Source organism: Methanolinea sp. (assembly GCA_030055515.1).
Classification (GTDB): domain Archaea; phylum Halobacteriota; class Methanomicrobia; order Methanomicrobiales; family Methanospirillaceae; genus Methanolinea_A.
On sequence record JASFYI010000002.1, the window covers coordinates 148,423 to 168,995 of the forward strand.

At 67.1% G+C, this 20,573-nt stretch carries 19 protein-coding genes; 12 read left to right on the forward strand and 7 right to left on the reverse strand.

Features of this window, described 5'->3' with window-relative positions:
* Positions 1-5: 5 nt before the first annotated feature.
* Entirely contained in the window at positions 6-215 is a 210-nt protein-coding gene (locus QFX32_04930) for a hypothetical protein (GenBank protein MDI9633386.1), read from the reverse strand.
* Between the two features lie 62 nt (positions 216-277).
* Between QFX32_04930 and QFX32_04935 the strand changes: the two genes are divergently transcribed.
* Together QFX32_04935 and QFX32_04940 are read left to right on the forward strand one after the other, a co-directional pair.
* Positions 278-577: a DUF1894 domain-containing protein gene (locus QFX32_04935; protein MDI9633387.1), complete on the forward strand. Its 300-nt coding sequence runs from the start codon at positions 278-280 to the stop codon at positions 575-577.
* Positions 578-646: 69 nt separating this feature from the next.
* Positions 647-2,902 carry an ATP-binding protein gene (locus tag QFX32_04940; GenBank protein MDI9633388.1) on the forward strand — a complete coding sequence of 752 codons (2,256 nt, stop codon included), beginning with the start codon at positions 647-649 and terminating at the stop codon, positions 2,900-2,902.
* Positions 2,903-2,923: 21 nt separating this feature from the next.
* Here QFX32_04940 and QFX32_04945 read toward each other — a convergent pair whose 3' ends face one another.
* Positions 2,924-3,673, reverse strand: coding sequence for an ATP-binding cassette domain-containing protein (locus QFX32_04945; GenBank protein ID MDI9633389.1), 750 nt, complete (start codon positions 3,671-3,673; stop codon positions 2,924-2,926).
* Positions 3,674-3,969: 296 nt separating this feature from the next.
* Between QFX32_04945 and QFX32_04950 the strand changes: the two genes are divergently transcribed.
* The 5 genes from QFX32_04950 to QFX32_04970 all read left to right on the forward strand — a co-directional run bounded on the left by QFX32_04950 (position 3,970) and on the right by QFX32_04970 (position 10,480).
* Positions 3,970-5,124 carry a Xaa-Pro peptidase family protein gene (locus tag QFX32_04950; GenBank protein MDI9633390.1) on the forward strand — a complete coding sequence of 385 codons (1,155 nt, stop codon included), beginning with the start codon at positions 3,970-3,972 and terminating at the stop codon, positions 5,122-5,124.
* Positions 5,125-5,291: 167 nt separating this feature from the next.
* Positions 5,292-6,542 (forward strand): hypothetical protein, encoded by a 1,251-nt coding sequence (locus tag QFX32_04955; protein MDI9633391.1) that lies wholly within the window; start codon positions 5,292-5,294, stop codon positions 6,540-6,542.
* A gap of 6 nt (positions 6,543-6,548) precedes the next feature.
* A complete protein-coding gene (locus tag QFX32_04960; protein MDI9633392.1) occupies positions 6,549-7,223 on the forward strand; it encodes an ABC transporter ATP-binding protein in 675 nt (224 codons plus the stop codon).
* Positions 7,220-8,419, forward strand: a complete 1,200-nt coding sequence (locus QFX32_04965; protein MDI9633393.1) for an ABC transporter permease — start codon at positions 7,220-7,222, stop codon at positions 8,417-8,419. The genes QFX32_04960 and QFX32_04965 overlap by 4 nt, the downstream gene beginning before the upstream one ends.
* A gap of 93 nt (positions 8,420-8,512) precedes the next feature.
* Positions 8,513-10,480, forward strand: coding sequence for a cation:proton antiporter (locus QFX32_04970; GenBank protein MDI9633394.1), 1,968 nt, complete (start codon positions 8,513-8,515; stop codon positions 10,478-10,480).
* Here QFX32_04970 and QFX32_04975 read toward each other — a convergent pair.
* From QFX32_04975 to QFX32_04985, 3 genes are all read right to left on the reverse strand, one after another.
* Positions 10,464-11,252 (reverse strand): DUF169 domain-containing protein, encoded by a 789-nt coding sequence (locus QFX32_04975; protein MDI9633395.1) that lies wholly within the window; start codon positions 11,250-11,252, stop codon positions 10,464-10,466. The two genes, QFX32_04970 and QFX32_04975, sit on opposite strands and share 17 nt — an antisense overlap.
* A gap of 34 nt (positions 11,253-11,286) precedes the next feature.
* Positions 11,287-11,967, reverse strand: a complete 681-nt coding sequence (locus tag QFX32_04980; protein MDI9633396.1) for an NAD(P)H-dependent oxidoreductase — start codon at positions 11,965-11,967, stop codon at positions 11,287-11,289.
* Between the two features lie 81 nt (positions 11,968-12,048).
* Positions 12,049-12,849 (reverse strand): hypothetical protein, encoded by an 801-nt coding sequence (locus QFX32_04985; GenBank protein MDI9633397.1) that lies wholly within the window; start codon positions 12,847-12,849, stop codon positions 12,049-12,051.
* Between the two features lie 156 nt (positions 12,850-13,005).
* Here QFX32_04985 and eif1A point away from each other — a divergent pair, with 156 nt between their 5' ends.
* Entirely contained in the window at positions 13,006-13,344 is a 339-nt protein-coding gene (gene eif1A / locus QFX32_04990) for a translation initiation factor eIF-1A (protein ID MDI9633398.1), read from the forward strand.
* A gap of 115 nt (positions 13,345-13,459) precedes the next feature.
* On the opposite strand, the gene QFX32_04995 is transcribed toward eif1A, so the two are convergent.
* A complete protein-coding gene (locus QFX32_04995) occupies positions 13,460-14,722 on the reverse strand; it encodes an OFA family MFS transporter (protein MDI9633399.1) in 1,263 nt (420 codons plus the stop codon).
* A gap of 31 nt (positions 14,723-14,753) precedes the next feature.
* On the reverse strand, positions 14,754-16,655 hold the full coding sequence (gene acs / locus QFX32_05000; GenBank protein ID MDI9633400.1) for an acetate--CoA ligase: 1,902 nt from the start codon (positions 16,653-16,655) through the stop codon (positions 14,754-14,756).
* 375 nt (positions 16,656-17,030) lie between these two features.
* On the opposite strand from acs, the gene argC reads away from it, so the two are divergent.
* From argC to argB, 4 genes are read left to right on the forward strand one after another with little or no spacing between them, the layout of a single operon-like run.
* Positions 17,031-18,017, forward strand: coding sequence for an N-acetyl-gamma-glutamyl-phosphate reductase (gene argC, locus QFX32_05005; GenBank protein MDI9633401.1), 987 nt, complete (start codon positions 17,031-17,033; stop codon positions 18,015-18,017).
* 13 nt (positions 18,018-18,030) lie between these two features.
* Positions 18,031-18,519 carry a CBS domain-containing protein gene (locus QFX32_05010; GenBank protein ID MDI9633402.1) on the forward strand — a complete coding sequence of 163 codons (489 nt, stop codon included), beginning with the start codon at positions 18,031-18,033 and terminating at the stop codon, positions 18,517-18,519.
* Positions 18,516-19,667, forward strand: coding sequence for a bifunctional glutamate N-acetyltransferase/amino-acid acetyltransferase ArgJ (argJ, locus tag QFX32_05015; GenBank protein ID MDI9633403.1), 1,152 nt, complete (start codon positions 18,516-18,518; stop codon positions 19,665-19,667). Before QFX32_05010 ends, argJ begins: the two co-directional genes overlap by 4 nt.
* Positions 19,664-20,539: an acetylglutamate kinase gene (argB, locus tag QFX32_05020; protein ID MDI9633404.1), complete on the forward strand. Its 876-nt coding sequence runs from the start codon at positions 19,664-19,666 to the stop codon at positions 20,537-20,539. Before argJ ends, argB begins: the two co-directional genes overlap by 4 nt.
* Positions 20,540-20,573 lie beyond the last annotated feature (34 nt).

Sequence of the window (20,573 nt, forward strand, 5' to 3'; positions counted from 1 at the left end):
GACCGTCAGCCACCCCCGTCCCGGCGCCCACACCCCCTCTCGGCGGGCAGGGGGAGGGCGGGCGCGGGCGGGGTGTGCCCGCGGAAGAACGACCTGTCCGTGAATATCTTCCCGTGCGGGGCCACGGATCGCCCGCGGAGACGGCCGGCAAGGACGAGGATGTCGGGGGAACAGATGGTATCCCGGAAGGAACCGGCAGACCAGTCCCTGTACACGCGGGTGTTCTCGTACCCGCACCGGAAAGATTGATGCTCCCGGCCGCGTCACCATTGCACCGGTGCCACAGGAAGCCTGCTTCAACCGGTTCTGGAGTGATATCGTGCTCAAGAACAGCACGCCGGAAGAGTGCGATGCGGAGGTGAAAAAAAAGTGCCGTGAGTATTACCTCGTATCCCCGGGATACCTCTTCCGCGGCGTTCCCCTGAAGCTGCCCTGTCCCATGCTCCTTGGGATCAAGGTGAAGAAGAAGAGACTCCTCGTCCCGTACAGGAAACCCTGCTACGGGCTCTCCCTGTACGCAATCGAGACCGACGAGGAGGAGATAGGGGAGATCCGGAGGACTCTCGCGGGCTCGTAGGGTGCCGTGGCCGGCAGCCGGGGAAAGGCTCATGGCAACCCTCGGACCAGAACGATCCCATAACGACAGATGGAGCGAACCCTCTTCAGCAAGTACCCGCTCTCTACCTACCTCGTGGTCTCGATCTTCTGCATCCTGATCGTCGCGGTCGCCGGACTCGTCTTCATAAGCTACGTCTCGATGGAACGGACACTCTCCGAGAACGCGCGGTTCGTCCAGCTCCAGACCGAGAATAGCATCGATGCCGTTTTCAAGGCGAGGGAGGAGGCGTACCTCGTCCTCGAGAGGAGCCTCGACGAGAGGATGGAGGCTGCATTCGTCCCGTTCCTCGCCGAGTACGAGAGGGCGGGGGGAGATCCCGCCCGCATGGACCTCGCCCGCGTGAAGAGGGATATCGGGGGCGACATGGAGCTCTACGTCATCGACCAGAACGCCACGATCGTCGCGACGACGTATCCCCCCGAGCTCGGGCTCCGTTTCGGGGACTACGCCCCCTACTTCGTCGAGTATCTCACCCGTATCCGCCTCTCGGAGGGTTACTTCCCCGACAAGATCGTGAGCGAGAAATCGACGGGCGCGATGAGGAAGTTCGCCTACATGCCTGCGCCCGACCACGCCCACGTCCTCGAGATGGGCCTGCCCGTAAGGCTCCCCGAAGACCCCGCATTCAGGTACCTCGACAGGGACATCGTGATGGAGGTCGAGAAGTCGAACCCCTACCTCGTGGGAGTGAGGATCTTCGACACCACTCTCCGGGAGAAGGTCGGCGGGAACACCGTCGAGGTGACCGATCCCGAGCTCAGGGAGAGGCTCGAGAGCGTGCGCAGCACCCGCCGCACGCTGGAGGTCTCCGATCCGCGTTCCGGGAACACGACGAGGTACCTCTTCGTCGACCTACGGGACGAGAGGACCGGGTCCGACGTGAGCCGTATCATCGAGCTTTCCTACACGATGCTCCCCGTCAAAAAGACGCTCGAGGGCGCCCTCCTCTCCCACGTCATCGTCGGCTTCGCATTCCTCCTCGGCTGCGCCTCCCTTGCCTTCTTCACGATAAGGAAGTTCACAGGCCCGATCAGGAGGATGGAGAGGGATCTTGACATCATCGCAGGCGGCAATCTCGATCACCCCGTCACACGCCCCCTGGGCAGGGATCTCCTCCACCTCGAGGAGAGCATCACGAGGATGGGCTCCCGGCTGAAGGAGACCCTCGTCGAGGTGAGGAAGAGCGAGGAGAACTACAGGGAACTCGTCGAGGGTTCAAACAGCATCATCATGCGGTGCGCCCCGGACGGGACCATCCTGTTCATGAACCGCTTCGGGCTCGAATTCTTCGGGTACGGCGAGGACGAGATCGCGGGCAAATCGATCACGGAGGCGATCTCCGGCCCGGCAGCGCGAGCGGGGGAGGGGGGCATGCTCCCCTTCTTCCGACTGTCCGAGTGCCCGATGCGGACGCGGGACGGGAGGGAGGTGTGGGTGGCGTGGACCCACAGGATTGTCGGGCGCGAGGGGGGGAGGCCCGCCGAGATCCTCTCCATCGGGACCGACATCTCCCGCCAGAAGGAGGCAGAGAGGGAGATACAGGAGCTCAACGCCCGGCTCGAGCAGAAGGTCGAGGAGAGGACGTCGCAGCTCATCGAGACGATCCGGAACCTCGAGTCATTCACGTACTCCGTCTCGCACGATCTCCGCGCCCCGCTCCGGGCCATCTCCGGGTACTCCTCGATCCTCCTCTCGGGCCTCCAGGACATTCCCCCCCGCGAGAGGCAGTACCTCGAGCGTATCCAGAGGAGCGCAAACGAGATGGGGGACCTGATCGACGACCTCCTCACCTACTCGCGGATCGGGGGAACAGCGCTCCACAGGAAGGTCGTCGACCCGGGCGGGATCGTGAACGAGGTCCTCTCGGGGTTCCATGGCGAGATCCAGAGGTACCGTGCCGAGGTGAGGGTCGGGGAGATGCCGCCCTGCAGTGCCGACCCGGGGCTCCTCAAGCAGGTCTACCACAACCTGATAGGAAACGCGCTCAAGTTCTCGCGGACGCGGGAGAGGCCCCTCGTCGAGGTGGGGGCATTCGTCCGCGACGGTGTCCCGGTGTACTACGTGAGGGACAACGGGATAGGGTTCGACATGCGGTACGCGGAGAAGATCTTCGGGGTCTTCGAGAGGCTCTGCGACACCGGGCAGTACGAGGGCACGGGGGTCGGCCTCGCCATCGCGAGGAGGATCGTCGAGCTGCACGGCGGGGAGATCTGGGCAGAGTCGGAGCCCGGCCGCGGGGCGACATTCTCCTTCACCCTCGGGCCCGCGGGCGGGGGAGGCTGAATTCCCGCCGCGGTCCCTTTTTTAGTAACCGCTCGCGTAGTAGTACCCGTTCTCCTCGCGCACGCGCACGGGCACCCCGAAGAGGTCCTGCAGGTTCCCTTCCGTCAGCACGTCCTCCTTCCTCCCGTCCATCGCGATCCTCCCCTCCCTCATCAGGATGACGCGCGAGATCTCGGGGATGATGTCGTGGAGGGCGTGGGTGACCATGATGATCCCGACGCCCTCGCGCGCGACCCTCCGGATCGTGTCCCGGAACGTGTGGAGCGCGGAGAGGTCGAGGCTCGTCGTGGGCTCGTCGAGGATGAGCGTGCGGGGACCGTGGACGAGGGCCCTCCCGATGAGGAACCGGCGCGCCTCCCCGGGGGAGAGGCTGTCCATCGTGCGGTCGGCGAGGTGGGAGATCCCGAGGAACTCCATTGTCCTCTCCGCCCTCTCCCGCATCTCGGGCGTGACCTCGTGGCGGAAGAGCCCGATGCTCGAGAAGAACCCCGAGAGGACGACGTCGCGCCCCCGGATCCCCCGCGAGAACCGGAGCTGCAGGTCGGGGGAGACGATGCCGAGCGACGACCGGAGCGAGAAGACGTCCCACGTCTCGCGGCCGCGGAACCGGAAGACGACGTCGTCCGTCCCGCCCGCGGCAGGGTAGAGCTCCCGGGCAAACGTCCTCACGAGGGTCGACTTCCCCGAGCCGTTCGGCCCGAGGATGGCGACGTGCTCGCCCTCGCGGATCGTGAGGGTGATCCTGTGGAGGACTACCCTGTCCCCCCGCACCACGCTCACGTTGGCGCACTCGATGAGGGGCGGCTGCGTGCGAGAGTCTCTCTCCTGCGTGCGCGATCACCCGCCTGCAACGGAAATCTCCTCCCCCCGCGGTCTTCCCGCGGGGGAGCGTGCCACGTGCGGGGGGTTCCCGGGCCAGCGTCCACGCCGTCCACGCCCCCGCGGCGGCACACGGATGCACCTGAATATATCTGCCCCGCCGCACATCAGGGTATGGGAGGAATCTCCCGGGAGCGATCGTGGCACCGGAGGGGGAGAGGGTCGCGGCGGCGGAACTCGCGGGGAGGATGCGCAGGTTCCGGGAACGGATGGACCTCGTGCACCCCGGGTGGGAGCTCTCCGTGTTCTTCGGGAGGGTCAACCTCTACTACTTCACGGGGACGATCCAGGACGGGATGCTCCTCGTGCCGCGGGACGGCCGGGAGGAGTTCTGGGTGCGGAGGAGCTACCGGCGGGCGCTCGCCGAGTCGGAGTTCCCCGTCATCCTCCCGATGGAGTCGTTCCGGGATGCGGCCGTGAGTCTCCCCCGCATCCCCAAGACCGCCCACATCGAGGCAAACGTCGTCCCTGTCGGCCTCCTCGAGAGATTCAGGAAGTACTTCCCCGTCCGGAAAACCCTCGGCCTTGATCCGGAGGTGGCGTGGGTCAGGGCGAGGAAGACCCCGTACGAGATCTCGCTCCTCCGGAGGGCAGGGGAGATCCACAGGCTCGTCCTCGAGGAGGACGTCCCCGCCCTCCTGCGCGAGGGGATGAGCGAGGCCGCCCTCGCGACCGGGGTCTACGGGCGGATGGTCTCCCGCGGGCACGAGGGGATCGTCCGTTTCGGGAGCTTCAACACGGAGATCGAGGTGGGGCAGGTCGCGTTCGGGGAGAACTCGCTCTACCCCACGTGCTTCAACGGGCCCGGCGGGTGCAGGGGGATGGGGCCCGCCGCCCCCGTCCTCGGCGACCCGGCCCGGAAGCTCGCGCGCGGCGACCTCGTCTTCATCGACAACGCGTGCATGGTGGGCGGTTACCAGACGGACAAGACGATGACCTACGTCTTCTGCGGCTCGCTCCCGCGGGACGCCCGGGAGGTCCACGAGCGGTGCGTGGAGATCGCGGGGGAGATGGCCTCGATGCTCGTCCCGGGGGCGGTCCCCTCCCGGATCTACTCCGAGGTCACCGGGGGACTCGAGCCGGAGTTCCTCGAGCACTTCATGGGCGACCACAGGCCGCGGGTCCGCTTCCTCGGCCACGGCGTGGGGCTCGTGGTGGACGAGCCCCCTGTCATCGCCCCCGGGTTCGACGAGCCACTCGAGGAGGGCATGGCGATCGCCCTCGAGCCGAAGTATGCCTTCCCGGGGGTGGGCCTGCTCGGCGTCGAGGACACGTACCTCGTGACGCCGCGCGGCGGGGTGAGCATCACCGGGGAGAATCCCGGCCCCGTGGAAGTGGGATGAACACCGGCGGGGCGCAGGCCCACCGGTTTGCGATGGACTCCGCGGGGAGTCCCCGTCGCGCCACCCAGTAAATTTTATACGACAATATGTAAAAACTACTTGACATGCGCGTGCAGGGAAACGGCCATGGACGGGGGAACGGTGCGGGAGGAAAGGGAAGGGGGGAAATGCTCCGGCTCTCCATCCTCCCGCTCGCAATCGTCCTCGTGTGCGCGGCGTGGGTCTCCGCGGGAACCGCGGGGGAGAGGGCGGCATCCTTCGTCGGGGTGACCTCGGTATCGCTCGAGCCCACGGTCTTCTCAGGCGGGGATTCGGGGACGATAACCGTGCAGGTGAAGAACAGCGGCCAGGATCCCGTCCCGATCGCCCGGGCCGAGATCCTCTCCGGCGATGTCTCGGTCCTGAATTACCAGACGTACGACTCGGTCGGGGTGCTCGGGCCCGGGAACACGATGACGTTCACGTTCCACGTGAGGGCGGGCGAGAGGGACGGCATCTTCTTCCCGATGTTCTACCTCGACTTCACGGAGGCAGGGAGCCTCCGGTACCCCGTCGCGCTCGAGGTCGATTCGACGCCCGTTTCCCTGAGCGTCGTGGACGCACCGGGGTCCCTCTCGCCCGGCACGAAGAACAGGATCACGCTCTCCGTGAACAATCCACGGAGGAATGCCGTGAACAGCGTGGCGGTCACCCTGCGGGGCGAGGGGATCCGGACGACGCAGGAGAGTATCTTCATCGGGACGCTCCGCCCCGACGAGTCGAGGAACGTGACCTTCGAGGTCTGGGCGGAGCGCGACACGGAACTCGTCTTTTCCGCCTCCTACCGGAACGGTCCGAACCTCCACCGCGCCGACCTCTCGTTCCCGGTGACCGTGGGCGGGAGGGAGACGGCGGCCGACCTCGTCGTGAACAACGTGCGCGTGACGGTGAACGGTCCCCTCGTCACGGTCACCGGCGACGTGACCAACGCGGGACTGGAGGTCGCGAAGGCCGTCAAGGTGACCGCGGGGAGCCCCGCGGTCCCCGCGGAACCGAACCCGGTCTACGTGGTCGGTGCACTCGAGCCGGACGATTTCTCGAGCTTCGAGGTCACCTGCACCGCCCGGCGGGGGGATTCCATCCCGCTCCTCATCCAGTACCGTGACACCGAGGGGAACTCGTTCGAGAAGGTGACCACGGTCTCCCTCGAGCGGGGCGTCACGGGAGCTCCCGGGACGGGGAACGTGCAGGGGAATTCCGCCTCGACTTCCGGCCAGCGCAGGATGGGGGAATTCTTCGGCTTCGGGAGCGGCATAGGGAAGGTGCCTGTCGCCGAGATCGCGGCCGTTGTCGTCGCCGCCGTCCTCGTCCTCGTCGCGTGGAGGAAAGGGTACATCGCGAGGCTTGCCGGGTTCTTCCGGGACCGAAGACAGGGATGAGGACGCGTGGCGGGGGACCCGATCATCCGGCTCGTGGACGTGACGAAGGTCTATTCCCTCCCCGCGGGCGACGTCGTTGCCCTTGACCGGGTCTCGATGGAGATCGGGCAGGGGGAGTTCGTCGCCATCATGGGCCCCTCGGGGTCGGGCAAGACGACCCTCCTCAACCAGCTGGGCTGCCTCGACCGGCCGACGTCGGGGGACCTCTTCATCTGCGGCCGGAACGCGCGGGAGATGACCGACAGGGAACTCACGGACCTGAGGCTGCGTGCAATCGGGTACGTCTTCCAGCGGTTCAACCTCATCCCGCTCCTCTCGGCGTACGAGAACGTCGAGTTCCCGCACCTCCTGAAGCACAGGCGGCCGGACACCTCGGGCCGCATATGGGATCTCCTCGCCGCGGTGGGGATAGACAGGGAGACGGCGAGGCGCAGGCCCGAGGAACTCTCCGGCGGGCAGCAGCAGCGCGTCGCGATTGCCCGGGCGCTCGTCAACGACCCGCAGATCCTCCTCTGCGACGAGCCGACGGGGAACCTCGACTCCGTGACCGGCCAGCAGATCATGGGAGTGCTCTCGGAGCTCCACCGGGCCGGGAGGACGGTCGTGGTCGTCACGCACGACCCGGGCGTCGCGAAGTACGCGGGGAGGATCGTGAGGGTGAGGGACGGGAGGGTGACATGAGGGACGTCGTCTTTTCGCTCGCCATCCGGAGCATCCGGATCCACCTCCTCCGATCGGTCCTCGCAGCGCTCGGGATCGTGATCGGGGTCGTCGCCATCTCCTCCATGGGGATGATGGGCGCGAACATGACGCTCTCCGTGAAGGACGAGCTCTCGAGGATGGCAAACGTCGTGGTCATCACGGCGGCATCGGGCCCCGAGGGCGGAGGGTTCAGGGGGCCCGGCGGGGGCGCGGCCGGAGAGAAGCTCACCGAGGCGGAGTTCCGGGAGATCCAGAGGGTCGCGGAGAAGTACGGCCTCGTGTACGCCGTTTACAGGGAGTCCGACGCGATCCGCGTGGGGGAGAAGGAGGGGAGGGCGACCGTCTACGGCCTCGACGAGGAGGTCATGCGCCGGGTTTTTTCCCTCTCGGAGGGTGACTTCCCCAAGACCACGGGCTCCGTTGTCGTCGGTCCCGTCCTCGCGGAACGCTACGACCTCGCGGTCGGGAAGAGGATAAAGATCGGGGACGAGGAGAACGGGCACGTCGCGACCGTGCGCGTCGCCGGTATCCTCGAGGAGAGGGGGATGTCGCCCGACGTCAACTCCGACACGGCGATCGTGATGGGCGAGAAGCTCTTCACGGGGATCTACGGGAACGAGGGGGAGTACTCGCAGGTGAACCTCGTCCTTTCCGATGTCAACGAGTCGGCGAGGGCAAGGGAGGAGATCCTCGGGAAGATGAACAGGAAGAAGACGACCGTGAACGTGCAGGACAGCAGCCGCATGCGCGAGAGCATCGTCTCCACGCTCGGGACGATGACCACGTTCGTGATGGCGATCGCGGGGATCTCCCTGCTCGTCGCCGCGACCTCGATCTTCAATGTGATGATGATGTCCGTCACCGAGAGGGTGAGGGAGATAGGGATCATGAGGAGCATCGGTGCCCAGAAGTCCGAGATACGCAGGATGTTCCTGTACGAGAGCCTCGTCCTCGGCGTGGTCGGGTCCGGGATAGGGGCAGTCCTCTCCCTCCTGATCGGGTGGGTGGTCGTCCTCGCGATGGTGGGGAAGACCGATTACTTCTTCCTCCCCGAGAGCCTCTCGTACATCCCGTTCGCGGTCCTCGTCGGCACGGGGGTGTGCGTCCTCTCCGGCCTCTACCCGGCGTGGCGCGCGGCAGACCTCGACCCCGTCGAGGCACTGCGGGCGGAGTGAGAGGGGCTGCCGGAGGGACGGGACGGACCCGCGATACCATAAAGCCGTCCTCGGGCGATCCTCCCGCAGGACCAGTGCCCGCGGAGGATTCCCTTGGAGTTCATCCCCTCTGTCACCCTCCTCATCCTCGTCTCCCTCGCGTTCCTCTACGCCGGGTGGAAGTTCCGCGTGCCGAGCGTCGTGTGTTTCCTCGCGGTGGGGGTCCTCGTCGGCCCGTTTGGCCTCGGGGCCATCCGGGACAGTGCCCTCGTCGGGACGTTCGGGGAGATCGGGGTCATCCTCCTCCTCTTCACGATCGGCCTCGAACTCTCCGTCGAGGACATCGCGCGGTACTGGCGGGTCATCCTCCTCGGCGGCACCATGCAGGTCTGCACGACCATCGTCGTCATCGCCTCGATCACGTCCGTCCTCGGCTTCCCCTTCAACGAGGCCGTCTTCTTCGGGTTCCTCGTCTCCCTCTCGAGCACCGCGATCGTGATGAGGGTCCTGCAGGAGCGCGGCGAGGTCGAGAGCCTCGAGGGCACGACCCTCCTCGGCATCCTCGTCTTCCAGGACCTCGCGATCATCCCGATGATCCTCATCACCCCCCTCCTGATGGGGAGGGAAGGGCCGTCCTACGAGCACCTCCCCCTCGGTGTCGCGAAGGTCGTCCTCATCCTCGCGGCCATCGTGATCGCCGCGGTGTGGCTGATCCCCGCGCTCCTCGACAGGGTGGCGAGGGAGAGGAACAGGGAACTCTTCCTCCTTTCCATCGCGGCGATATGCTTTGCGGTCGCGACCCTCACGAGCGCGGCGGGGCTCTCCCTCTCCCTCGGCGCGTTCATCGCCGGGCTCGTGGTGGGGGAATCCGAGTACTCCCTCGCCGCTCTCTCCGACATCCTCCCCTTCAGGGACCTCTTCGCGGGCATCTTCTTCCTCTCCGTGGGGATGCTCCTTGACGTGCGCGTCCTGCTCGCGCACTTCCCCGTCGTCGCCTCGGTCATCCTCACCATCTTCTCGGTCAAGTTCCTGACGGGCTGGCTCTCGGTCGCGTCGATAGGGCTGCCGCCACGCGTCGCGGTCCTCGCGGGCCTCTCCCTCTGCCAGATCGGGGAGTTCTCCTTCGTCCTCGCGAATGCGGGCCTCGGATCCGGCCTCATCACGCTCTCCACGTACCAGGTCTTCCTCTCGGGCGCGGTTGTCACGATGGCCGCGACCCCGTTCCTGATGGGGGCCGCGGGACCGGTCACGCGCCTCCTCTCCCGGGGGCGGCCGGCGGGCTTGGGAATGGGGGAGGACGAGGGGGGGATGGGTCCCCCCGCCGGGCAGGCGAACCACGCGGTGATCGCCGGTCTCGGGATGGCGGGCGAGGCCGTCGCGAGGGCCGCCGAGATCGCGGGGGTGCCCTGCCACGCGATCGCCCTCGACCCGGGGGCGGCCGGGGTGGGAGGCGAGGGGCTCTCCTTCACGTACGGGGACGCGACGAGGGAAGAGGTTCTCCTCCACGCCGGGATAGACCGTGCCGCGTTCCTCTTCGTCGCGCTCCCGGAGGAGAGGCAGGCCGAGATCGTCATCAGGAAGGCCCGGAGGCTCTCGCCCGCGATCCGCATCGTCGCCCTCGCGGACTCCCCGGGAGAGGCGGCAGCGCTGCGGGAGGCAGGTGCACACGAGGCGATCTCGTCGGGATTCGAGGGGGCGCTCCGCCTCTTCTCGCGTGCCCTTTCGCTCTTCGGCCTCGAAGAGGGGGTGATAGGACCCCTCGTCTCCCGCATCCGGGCTCACCTGCACCGCGCGTTCTCTGCCCCGGCGGGGGAAGGCCCCCTCCCCGGGGAGAGGAGACTTTTGGACCCCCGCATCTTCCGCGCCGCGGTGGGGGAGGGGTCAGCCGCGTGCGGGAGGCCGTTGCGGGAGGTGGAGGCAGCGCTCCCTCCGGGGGTTGCGGTCGTCGGGATCGAACGGGGGGGAAAGATCCTCGGCGACATCCCCGGCGACCTCCCCCTCGCCCCGGGGGACACGCTCGTTTTCTTCGGCCCGCCGGGGCGCGCGGCGGAGGTCAGGACCCTCGTCACGGGCCCGGGGTGAGGGACTCCCCCGCCTGCAGGTTCCTCCCGGCAATCCTCTCCCTCACCCTCGCCCACGTCTCGGTAGCGAGGAAGCTCTCCTCCATCGCGTCCACGAGGCGCCGGAAGAGTGCCATGGGGAAGGCCATGGAGAGGGAGCCGGGAGGGACGCAGGGCCGCGCCGAGGGGTCGAACATCCCGAGCACCGCCCGCGGGTCCTCCCTCCCCGCCTCGAGGAGGGGGTAGGAGACGACCGTGCTGCACCCCGAGCCAAAAGGGCAGGTGACACCGTGGAGGTCGGCACGGTCGAAGTTCGCGAGGGTGAAGAGGCCGGAGAGCGCGTCGCCCCCCGCGAAGAATACCACGACGTCGGGGGAGTCATCCTCGCCGAGGCGGTCCCACCTCCGGAAGAGGTACTTCCGGTTCCCGGCCGGGAGGAATCGACTCTGGGACGCGAACGCGTCGACGAGTTCCGGGGACCTCTTGTACCTCTCCCCCCTCACGGAGCCCGGCTTCCCCGTCGAGAGGAAGGAGCGGAAGTCCGGGTCCCTCTCGCGCGCGTACCCGAGGGAGTACCGCGCGCCGCCGCAGGAGAGGGAGCCTTCGCCGACGAGGAGGTCCCGGCCACGCCTCACGCGGGCAAGGTCGCAGATGACGCACCGCCACCTCCCCGGAGGAGGCGACTCCGCGAGGCCCGTCTCCCGCGAGGTGAGTTCGAAGGTGACCGGGAGCTCGCAGGAGGGGAAGAACCTCCCCCACAGCTCCGCGAAGCGATCGCGGAATTCCGTGTCCACGTCTGTCCCCCCGCGCGTGCCGGTGCGGGACCGGTCACTCCTCCCCCATCCACCCCATCCGCACATACCAGTCGTACTCGTGGGGCCACCTCTCCCTGTTGTGGAGGACGAGCGCGCGGAAGTACTCGCGCCTCTCGCGCAGCATCCTCTCCTGCTCGGGGAACGAGATCTCTCCCCGGATCGCCGTGACGAGCCTCTCCCCTAGCTTTCTCGCCTCTCCCTCCGCCCTCCCGAGCGCGGAGGGGTCCCGCCCGACCGCGACGCCGACCCCGCCGACCGCGACGGCGCCGAGGGCGTTGAGGACGTGGTTGAGGTACTCGACCACCCTGTCGTGGTTGCTCCCGCCCGCGGTGCAGACCGAGCACCCGAACTTCCCGGTAAACATCCTGCAGTGGACGGCATCGGCCATCCTGTCAAAGACCGCCTTCAACGGCGCGGGGACCGAGTCGATGTAGTTCGGTGCCCCGAGCACGAGCCCGTCTGCGCCCATCATCCTCTCGAAGAGCTCGGGGAAGTCGTCGTCGATGACGCACTCTCCCGTCGCGTAGCACGTCCCGCACGCCCTGCAGTACCCGATGCGGAGGGAATAGACGTCCACGAGCCCGGTCGCCGCGCCGCGTTCTTCCGCGCCCCGGAGCACTGCCCTGACGAGCCGGAGAGTGCTGCTCTCCTCGCCCCGGGGGCTCGCGATCAACCCGAGGACCTTTTCTGCCATGGCACCAGTCACTCCACCCGTGACGTGGGGACCGGCCGGGATAAACCTGCCGGTCTCCCGCGGGGCAGGCGACCTAGCGGGCTACCTGAAGAAGAGGACCTTCTTCACGTCCTCTACCGTCAGGCCGTTGTCCATCCCGAGCCCGTACATCACCTGGACTGCCTTCTCGTCGATGAAAGAGAGCGTGGTCACGTTGTTCCCGGCGTGGAAGAAGATGCTGTCAGGGTACCGGTAGGAGTCACCCTTGAAGCCGAGTGCGTAGAGGAGGGCCCGGAGGAGGTAGTGCGTCCTCTGGTCGCCCTCCATTTGGTCGTTGAGGTAGATGTCGTACCCCTTCACCTTCGCGCAGGTCGAATCCCCGCACGGGAACTCCCTGTTCAGCCACCCCGGTTCCGACGTGGTGTCGATTGCCCGCAGCCCCTCGGGCGGGAGGAACTTGATCCGGATATCCCCGGACGTGCCGGTCTTCGTGTTCTCGAAGAGCCGGTTTGACTGCGAGAGCGCGTTGAACTTCCTGATGAACGCCTCGACCGCCTCCCTGTCGGAGGGACGACCCGCATTCAGCGAGACGGTCGTTCTCTTCGCGGAGAGGGGGAGGCGCTCGAGGAAGAGGTTCCCGCCGCCGAACGCGACGTCGATGAAGTGGAGGTTAATCTCCTCTGTCGACGTCACCGGGGAGAAGGTCGCCTGCGGGGTTTCCGCGGGGGTCACGGGCGTTCCCGTCGCCGGTGGCATTGCGGGCGTGGTCCCGGCGGGTGGCGGGGTCGCCTCCGGGACGGGAGCCCGGTGCGCGGCCGGTTCCGTAACGCAGCCCGCGGCCGCGAGGAGCAGGATGGAGAGGGTAGCGAGGACGGGAAAAATGGCCTGCGTTCGCATGTACATTCTTCCCGGGAGGGAGACAATAAGGGTTGCCACGGGCCTTCCCGGCCGGCGGTCCGGGCAACCGGTCGTCTCCCATGATCACCCGTATATGCGATGAGAGCATACGGGTAGTGCACGCGGGCGACCGGGTCGTTCCCGCAGAGGAGTTGCAGGCCTATTAACCAGAGGAAGGCAGACAGGGAAGAGGAGACCGTCGTCGACACGGCGGCGCCCGGGGGAGAGCAGGTCATCAGGGTGCGCCTCCCGCAGAAGCGGAACAGGGAGCAGTTCGCGGTCGCCGAGCTGATGCTCGGGTCAAACCACATCAGGGTCCGGTGCATCGACGGGGTGACCCGGATGGGACGAATCAAGGGGAAGATGAAGAAGAGGGCGTGGATAAGGGAGGGAGACACCCTCATCGTCACGCCGTGGAGTTTCCAGGACGACAAGTGCGATATCTCCTACCGGTACACGAAGCCGCAGGTCGACTGGCTCCGGAGGAACCACTACCTCTGACATCCCTTTTTCCAGGCGTTCCCCGGACTTTTCACCCGGGGGATTTCGCGGTTCCCCGCGCACCGCCGCGCACGTGCAGGCGCGCGGGAAAAAGAGTTTTTCGAGGGTTTTTCCCTCACGAACTGCACGCCGCGCGGGGACGCGGCGGTTTCATCAGGACGAGTGCGAGGGCAAAGCCGAGGAGCGCGAGGATGAAGACGTAGGGGAACACCCCCATGTAGGACCCGGTCGTGGTCTTGATGTACCCCGCGAGCTGCGGCCCCGCGATGGCCCCCGCCCCGTAGGCGAGGAAGACGACCCCGTAGCAGCGGGGGTAGTCGGACGTCCCGAAGAACGAGGCGGTCGCGGTCGGCGCGATGGCGAGCCACCCGCCGAGGCATCCCCAGAGGACCGCGAACGCGGCGATGTACACGGGGACCGACGGCGCCTGCCAGAGGGCGACCGCCGCCGCCGCGACGAGGACGAAGGAGAGGAGCGCTGTCTTCCGCGGCGTGATCCGGTCGGTGAGGGCACCGAAGAGGGGCCTCCCGCCCCCGTTGAAGATCGCGAAGAACCCCACGAGGACGGTCGCGAGGCCCGCCTCGACCCCGATCTCGGTCCCGACCGGTTTCGCGATCGAGATCGCCATCAGCCCGGCGAGGCACCCGATGAAGTAGCAGGACCAGAGCCCGTAGAAGGAGGGGCTCTTGAGCATCGCGGACCTGTCGCACTCGCACGCAGCCTGCCCCGCCCCCGGCGCGGGCGGTGTCCACCCCGCAGGACTCCAGCCGGGGTCCGGGAACCGGAGCGGGAGGGCGAGGAGGGTGATGAGGACGACGAACGCGATCCCGAAGGCGCGGAACGTGTTCATCACGCCGACGGCATCGATGAGGTAGCCGGCGATGTTCGCGGTGAGGAACGCCGAGAAACCGAAACCGAGCAGGGTCAGGCCCACGGCGGTCCCCCTCCTGTCGGGGAACCACCTCGCCGCGACCGCGACCGGGACACCGTACGCGATCCCCACGCCGATCCCGCCGACGACCCCGTACACGACGTACAGCATCCAGACCGAGGTGACCGTGGATGCGAGCAGCCAGCCGAGTCCCGTGAGGGCACCCCCGACGAGGGTGACCTTCCGCGGGCCGAGCGTCTCGATGAACCTGCCCGCGAGCGGCATCGCGAGCGCGAAGAAAGCGAGGAAAACCGAGAACGGCATCAGCACGTCGTTCGCCGTGACCGGCAGGCCGAGCTCTCGGGTGAAGTACGCGGTGAGGGGCGCAACGAAGACGCTCCAGGAGTAGATGGTCCCGAGGCAGAGGTTGATGACGAGCCCGCAGGCGACGAGGACCCAGCGTCCCCGCTCCGCGGGCATCCCGAGGAGAGTGGTGGCATCCGGCATGGGGGGGCCTTCCGCGAGGAAAAAAGGGGGTTTACTCCTCCAGAGTGGAGATGTCCCCCGGGTCGATGCCGAGTTCCTTTGCCTTCAGCACGCGGCGCATGATCTTCCCCGACCGGGTCTTGGGGAGCCTGTCGACGAACTCGATCTCGGAGGGCATCGCGATCGGCCCGAGGGTCATGCGCACGTGGTAGGTGAGGTCGCTCTTGAGCTTCTCGCTCGGCGTGTGGCCGACGCGGAGGATGACGAACGCCTTGATGACGTTGCCCTTCACGGGGTCGGGCTTCCCGATGACGGCAGCCTCCGCGACAGCCTGGTGCGAGACGAGCGCGCTCTCCACCTCGGCGGTCCCGATGTTGTGCCCCGCGACGATGATGATGTCGTCGGCCCTCCCGATGATCATGATGTACTCGTCCGTCTTGCTCTTGACGGCGAGGTCGCCGGCCGTGTAGCAGTCAGGGATCGTGTACCAGTACGTGCGGTACCTCTCGTCGTTCTTGTAGACCGTGCGGAACATTGCGGGCCACGGCCTCCTGATGACGAGGAATCCACCGTTCCCGGGCGGGACCGGTTTCCCGGTCTTGTCCACGACGTCCGCGACGACACCGGGGATCGCCTTCCCCGCGAACCCCGGGCGCATGGGTTCGCCCACCATCGTGGTGATCATGTGCATCCCGGTCTCGGTCTGCCACCACGTGTCTACGATGGGGCACTTCTGCTTCCCGATCACCCTGTAGAACCACTCGAATGCCTCGGGGTTGAGGGGTTCGCCGACCGACCCGAGGACGCGGAGCGACGAGAGGTCGTACCTGTTCGGCCACTCGTCGCCGAACTTCATGAACATCCGGATCGCCGTGGGCGCGGTGTAGAAGATGGTGACGCCGAGGTCCTCGACGATCTTCCAGAATGCACCGGGGTCGGGGTAGTCGGGGACCGCCTCGGCGATGACGACCGTCGCGCCGACGGCGAGCGGCCCGTAGACCACGTAGCTGTGCCCCGTGATCCAGCCGGTGTCGGCGGTGCACCAGTAGACGTCGGTGTCCTTTATGTCAAAGACGTGCTGCGCGGTGTAGCCCGTGCCGACCATGTATCCGCCGCAGGTGTGGACGATCCCCTTCGGGGCCCCCGTCGACCCGCTCGTGTAGAGGATGAAGAGCGGGTCTTCGGCGTCCATCACCTCGGGCTCGCAGGCCGAGGAGACCCCCTCCATGATCTCGTAGTAGTCAAGCTCCATCTCCCTGTGGAGTTCGACGGGCTGGTGCTTCTCGCGCCGGAGGACGATGACCTTCTCCACGCTCGGCGCGTTGATGATGGCCTCCTCGACGATGGTCTTGAGCGGGATAGTCTTCCCCCGCCGGATCGTGATGTCCGCGGTGATCACGACCTTGGCCTCTGCGTCCCTGATCCGCATGTTCAGGGCGGAGACGCCGAACCCGCCGAACACCACGCTGTGGATCGCCCCGATGCGGGCGCATGCGAGCATGGCGATGACCTGCTCGGGGACGAGGGGCATGTAGATGCAGACGCGGTCCCCCTTCGAGACACCGATCTTCTTGAGGGCGTTTGCGAACCGGCACACCTCCGCGTGGAGTTTCTTGTAGGTGAAGATCCTCTCCTCGCCGTCCTCGCCCCTCCAGATGAGCGCCACCTTGTTCCGCCTGTGGTTGGCCACGTGGCGGTCGAGGCAGTTGACAGTGATGTTGAGCTTCGCGTTGACGAACCACTTCGCGTACGGGTAGTTCCACTCGAGGACCTTGTCCCACTTCTTCATCCACTCGAAGTGGTGGGCCTGCTTCTCCCAGAACCCCTCGGGGTCGGCGAGAAACTCGGCGTATGCCTTCTTGTAGTCCTTCGTCCAGGCGTTCTGCTTGTACGAGGGATCCGGGACGTAGACCTTCTCGGCGTCGACCAGAGGCACCTCAAACGATTCAGCCATTTTATCGCACCTTTCCGTTTCGACTCATTCGATCAGCCGTCGTGAATGACTCCATGGTGCAGGCCGGGACACCCCGTCCTGCCATACTCTCTCCTGTTGCACGTGCTCTCCCATAAGGAGGGGTGTCGGCCCGGGCGTCCCGGGAGGACACCCCACGGACCAGAAAACCCGGAAGTTCCTTCTCTTTCCGGCGGATACGCGCCCTCCCCCCTCTTCCCGTTGTTTGTTAACGATTAATCATTATAATTATTAAAGATTGTGAATCGCGCGGACGGCCCGGGGAAAATGGCCGCGGAGACCCGCCGATACGGTTGCGGGCACGTGAAAAGCACGGGAAAAAGAAGGATTAACACCTGCGGGGGAGAACGTGTACCCATGGATGTCGCGATCATCGGGGCTTCCGGGTACACGGGGGGCGAGCTCATCCGCCTCCTCCTCGCGCACCCGCACGTGCGGGTGACCTGCGCCACCTCGCGGAAGCTCGCGGGAAAACCGGTCGATTCCGTCCACCCCCACCTGAAGGGGCTGATAGACCTCGCGTTCACCAACCCCGCGCCGGGGGACATCGACGCGGACTTCGCGTTCCTCGCGGTCCCCCACACCGCCGCGATGGCGTACGCGCGCCCCCTCCTCTCGAGGGGGATGAAGGTGGTGGACCTCTCCGCCGACTACAGGCTGCCGAAGGACGTGTACGAGAAAGTGTACGGCGTCACCCACACGGACTACTTCCCCGCCCCGTACGGCATCCCCGAGATCCACAGGGAGTCCTACAGGAACGCGGACTTCGTGAGCAATCCCGGGTGCTTCCCTACCGGCGCGACACTCGCCGTGGCACCGCTCGCACGGTTCGCCCACACGGTGATCTTCGACTCGAAGACGGGGGTCTCGGGGGCAGGGGACAACCCGTCCGCGACGACCCACTACCCGAACGTCGCGGACAACGTCAACCCGTACAAGTGGACGACGCACAGGCACCTCGCCGAGATGAGGCAGGAACTCTCGGCCCTCGGGTCCCGCGCGAAGTGCTACTTCACGCCCCACCTCGTCCCGGTCAACAGGGGCATCCTCACGACGGCCCATGTCCTCCTCGGGGAGCCCATGGGGCAGGAGGAGGTGGACGCCCTCTACCGCGAGTACTACGCGGGGGAGTTCTTCGTCCGGCTCCAGAACCCCGTGCTCGCAGCCGTCAGGGGGACGAACTTCTGCGATATCCGCGCGGAGAGCGAGGGGGAGAGGGTCGTCGTCGTCTCTGCCATCGACAACCTCGGGAAGGGCGCGAGCGGCCAGGCCATCCAGAACATGAACATCATGTGCGGATTTTCGGAGAAAGATGGCCTCGCCGGCGCGGGACTCCTCCCGTGAGGGAGAGAAGGGCATGCGCGTCCGCGACGTGATGACGCGGGACCCGGTGACCATACAGGCCGGGGAACCGGTCCGGAAGGCAGCCGCGCTCCTGCGGGAGCACAGGGTCGGCGGCCTCCCGGTGGTGGAGGGGGAGAGGCTCGTCGGCATGGTCACGGAGTCCGACATCCTCCGGCTCCTCAAGACGGAGGAGATTTCGGGGGACCTCTGGCTCCCCTCGCCGCTCGAGGTGATCGAGGTCCCCATAAGGGAGCTCGTGAACTGGGAGAAGACGCGCCACGCGCTCGCCGCGGTCGGGGACCGGGAGGTGCGGGAGATCATGAGCCATCCCGCGGTGACCGTCCGGGAGGACGACGACATCGAGGAGGCCGCGTCCCTCATGGTCGAGAGGAGGATCGGGCGGCTCCCGGTGGTGAGGGGGGACCGGCTCGTCGGCATCGTGGCCCGCTCCGACATCATCCGCGGCATCGCGCGGCCGGGACCCACGGAGGGTGACGCGTGAGGAGCATCTGCGGAGTCGGCGGAGTCTCGGCGTGGGGCGTGAAGGAGGGGAAGTTCGGGCTCGCCCTGATACGGGCCGAGGGCGAGGCCGCCGGAGTCTTCACCTCGAACCTGATGAAGGCACCCCCCGTCCGGCTCATGGAGGAGAGGATACGGCGCGGGAGGCTCGCCGCCGTGGTCGCGAACAGCGGGTGCGCGAACGCGTACACGGGGCGGAGGGGCCTAGAGGACGCGCGGGAGATGGCGGCGATCGCCGGCGAGGCACTGGGCGTGGACGCCGATGAGGTGGGGGTCGCGAGCACCGGCGTCATCGGAAGGTACCTCGACCTCCCCCTGATCCGCGACCAGTGCCGCCGCGTCGCGCCCCTCCTCTCGCGGAGCGAGGAGGCCGAGACCCGCGCGGCCCGGGCCATCATGACGACCGACCTCTCCGAGAAGCACGCGCTCGTCCGGGGGGAGGGCTTCTCGGTGGGCGGGATCGCGAAGGGGTCGGGGATGATCGCGCCGAACATGGGGACGATGCTCGCGTTCGTCTACACGGACGCCGAGGTCCCCCGCGAAACGCTGCGCGATGCCCTCCGGAGTGCCGCCCGCCGGACGTTCAACAGGGTCGTCGTGGACGGCGACACGAGCACGAACGACATCGCGCTCTGCACGGCGACGGGGGAGACAGGACGGGTCCCGGCCGGCGAGTTCTCCCGCGCTCTCGAGGAGTGCTGCCGGTCGCTCGCCATCCAGATCGCGATGGACGGCGAGGGCGCAACGAAGCTCATCGAGGTCCGCGTGAGGGGGGCACCGGGCGAGGATGAGGCCGCGGCGGTGGCGCGGACCATCGTCTCCTCGCCGCTCGTGAAGACCGCGGTCTACGGTGCCGACCCCAACTGGGGGAGGGTGATCGCGGCCGCGGGGCGGGCGGGCGTCGCGTTCGACCCCGACCACGTCGACCTCTGGATGGGGGACGGGAACGAGTCCGTCCCCCTCGTGAGGGACGGCCAGATCGTGGTCGACCTCGCGAGGGCAAAGGCCCTCATGCAGGGGAAGAAGGTCACGTTCGAGCTCGACCTCTCCTGCGGCAGCGGCGAGGCGACGGCGTGGGGCTGCGACCTCACGGAGAAGTACGTGGAGATCAACGGGAGGTACACGACATGAGGCGTGAGGACGTCCTGATGGAGGCACTCCCCTACATCCGGGAGTTCCACGGGAAGACGATGGTCATCAAGCTCGGCGGGCACGCGATGGTCGACCCGGCCATCCTCGAGACGGCGATACGGGACGCGGTCCTCCTCAAGCTCGTCGGGATACGGCTCGTCCTCGTCCACGGCGGGGGACCCGAGATCACCGAGAAGATGAAGGCTTTGGGCAAGGAACCGCGGTTCGTCGCGGGCCTGCGCGTGACCGACGAGGAGACCCTCGAGATCGCCCAGATGGTCCTCGTCGGCAAGATCAACAGCAACATCGTCTCGCTCATCGCGAAGTGCGGCGGTCAGGGGGTCGGGATATCGGGCAACGACGGGAGCCTCATCATCGCCCGGAAGATGGACCCCCAGCGCGTCCGCGTGGGCGGGGAGGAGAGGGAGGTCGACCTCGGCCACGTCGGCGAGATCGAGGAGATCAACCCCGCGATCCTCCACACACTCCTCGACAGCGGCTACATCCCCGTCGTCGCCCCGATCGCCATCGACCGGAACGGGCAGAACCTCAACATCAACGCGGACACCGCGGCGGGGGAGATCGCGATCGCCCTGCGCGCCTACAAGCTCATCAACATGACCGACGTGGACGGCATCATGGACGCCTCGCGGACTCAGGTCTACCGCCGCCTCGCCGCCGCGGAGGCAGAGGGCCTCATGGAGAAGGGCATCGTCTCGGAGGGGATGATCCCGAAGGTGGCCTCGATCGTGAGGGCTGTCCGCAACGGCGTCCTGTTCGGGCACGTGATCAACGGGAACGTTCCCCACAACCTCATCCTCGAGATGTTCACCGACGAGGGCGTGGGGACGATGATCACGCGGGAAGGGTAGTGGGCGGGGGGGCAGGGAACTCCCCCGAGGGATC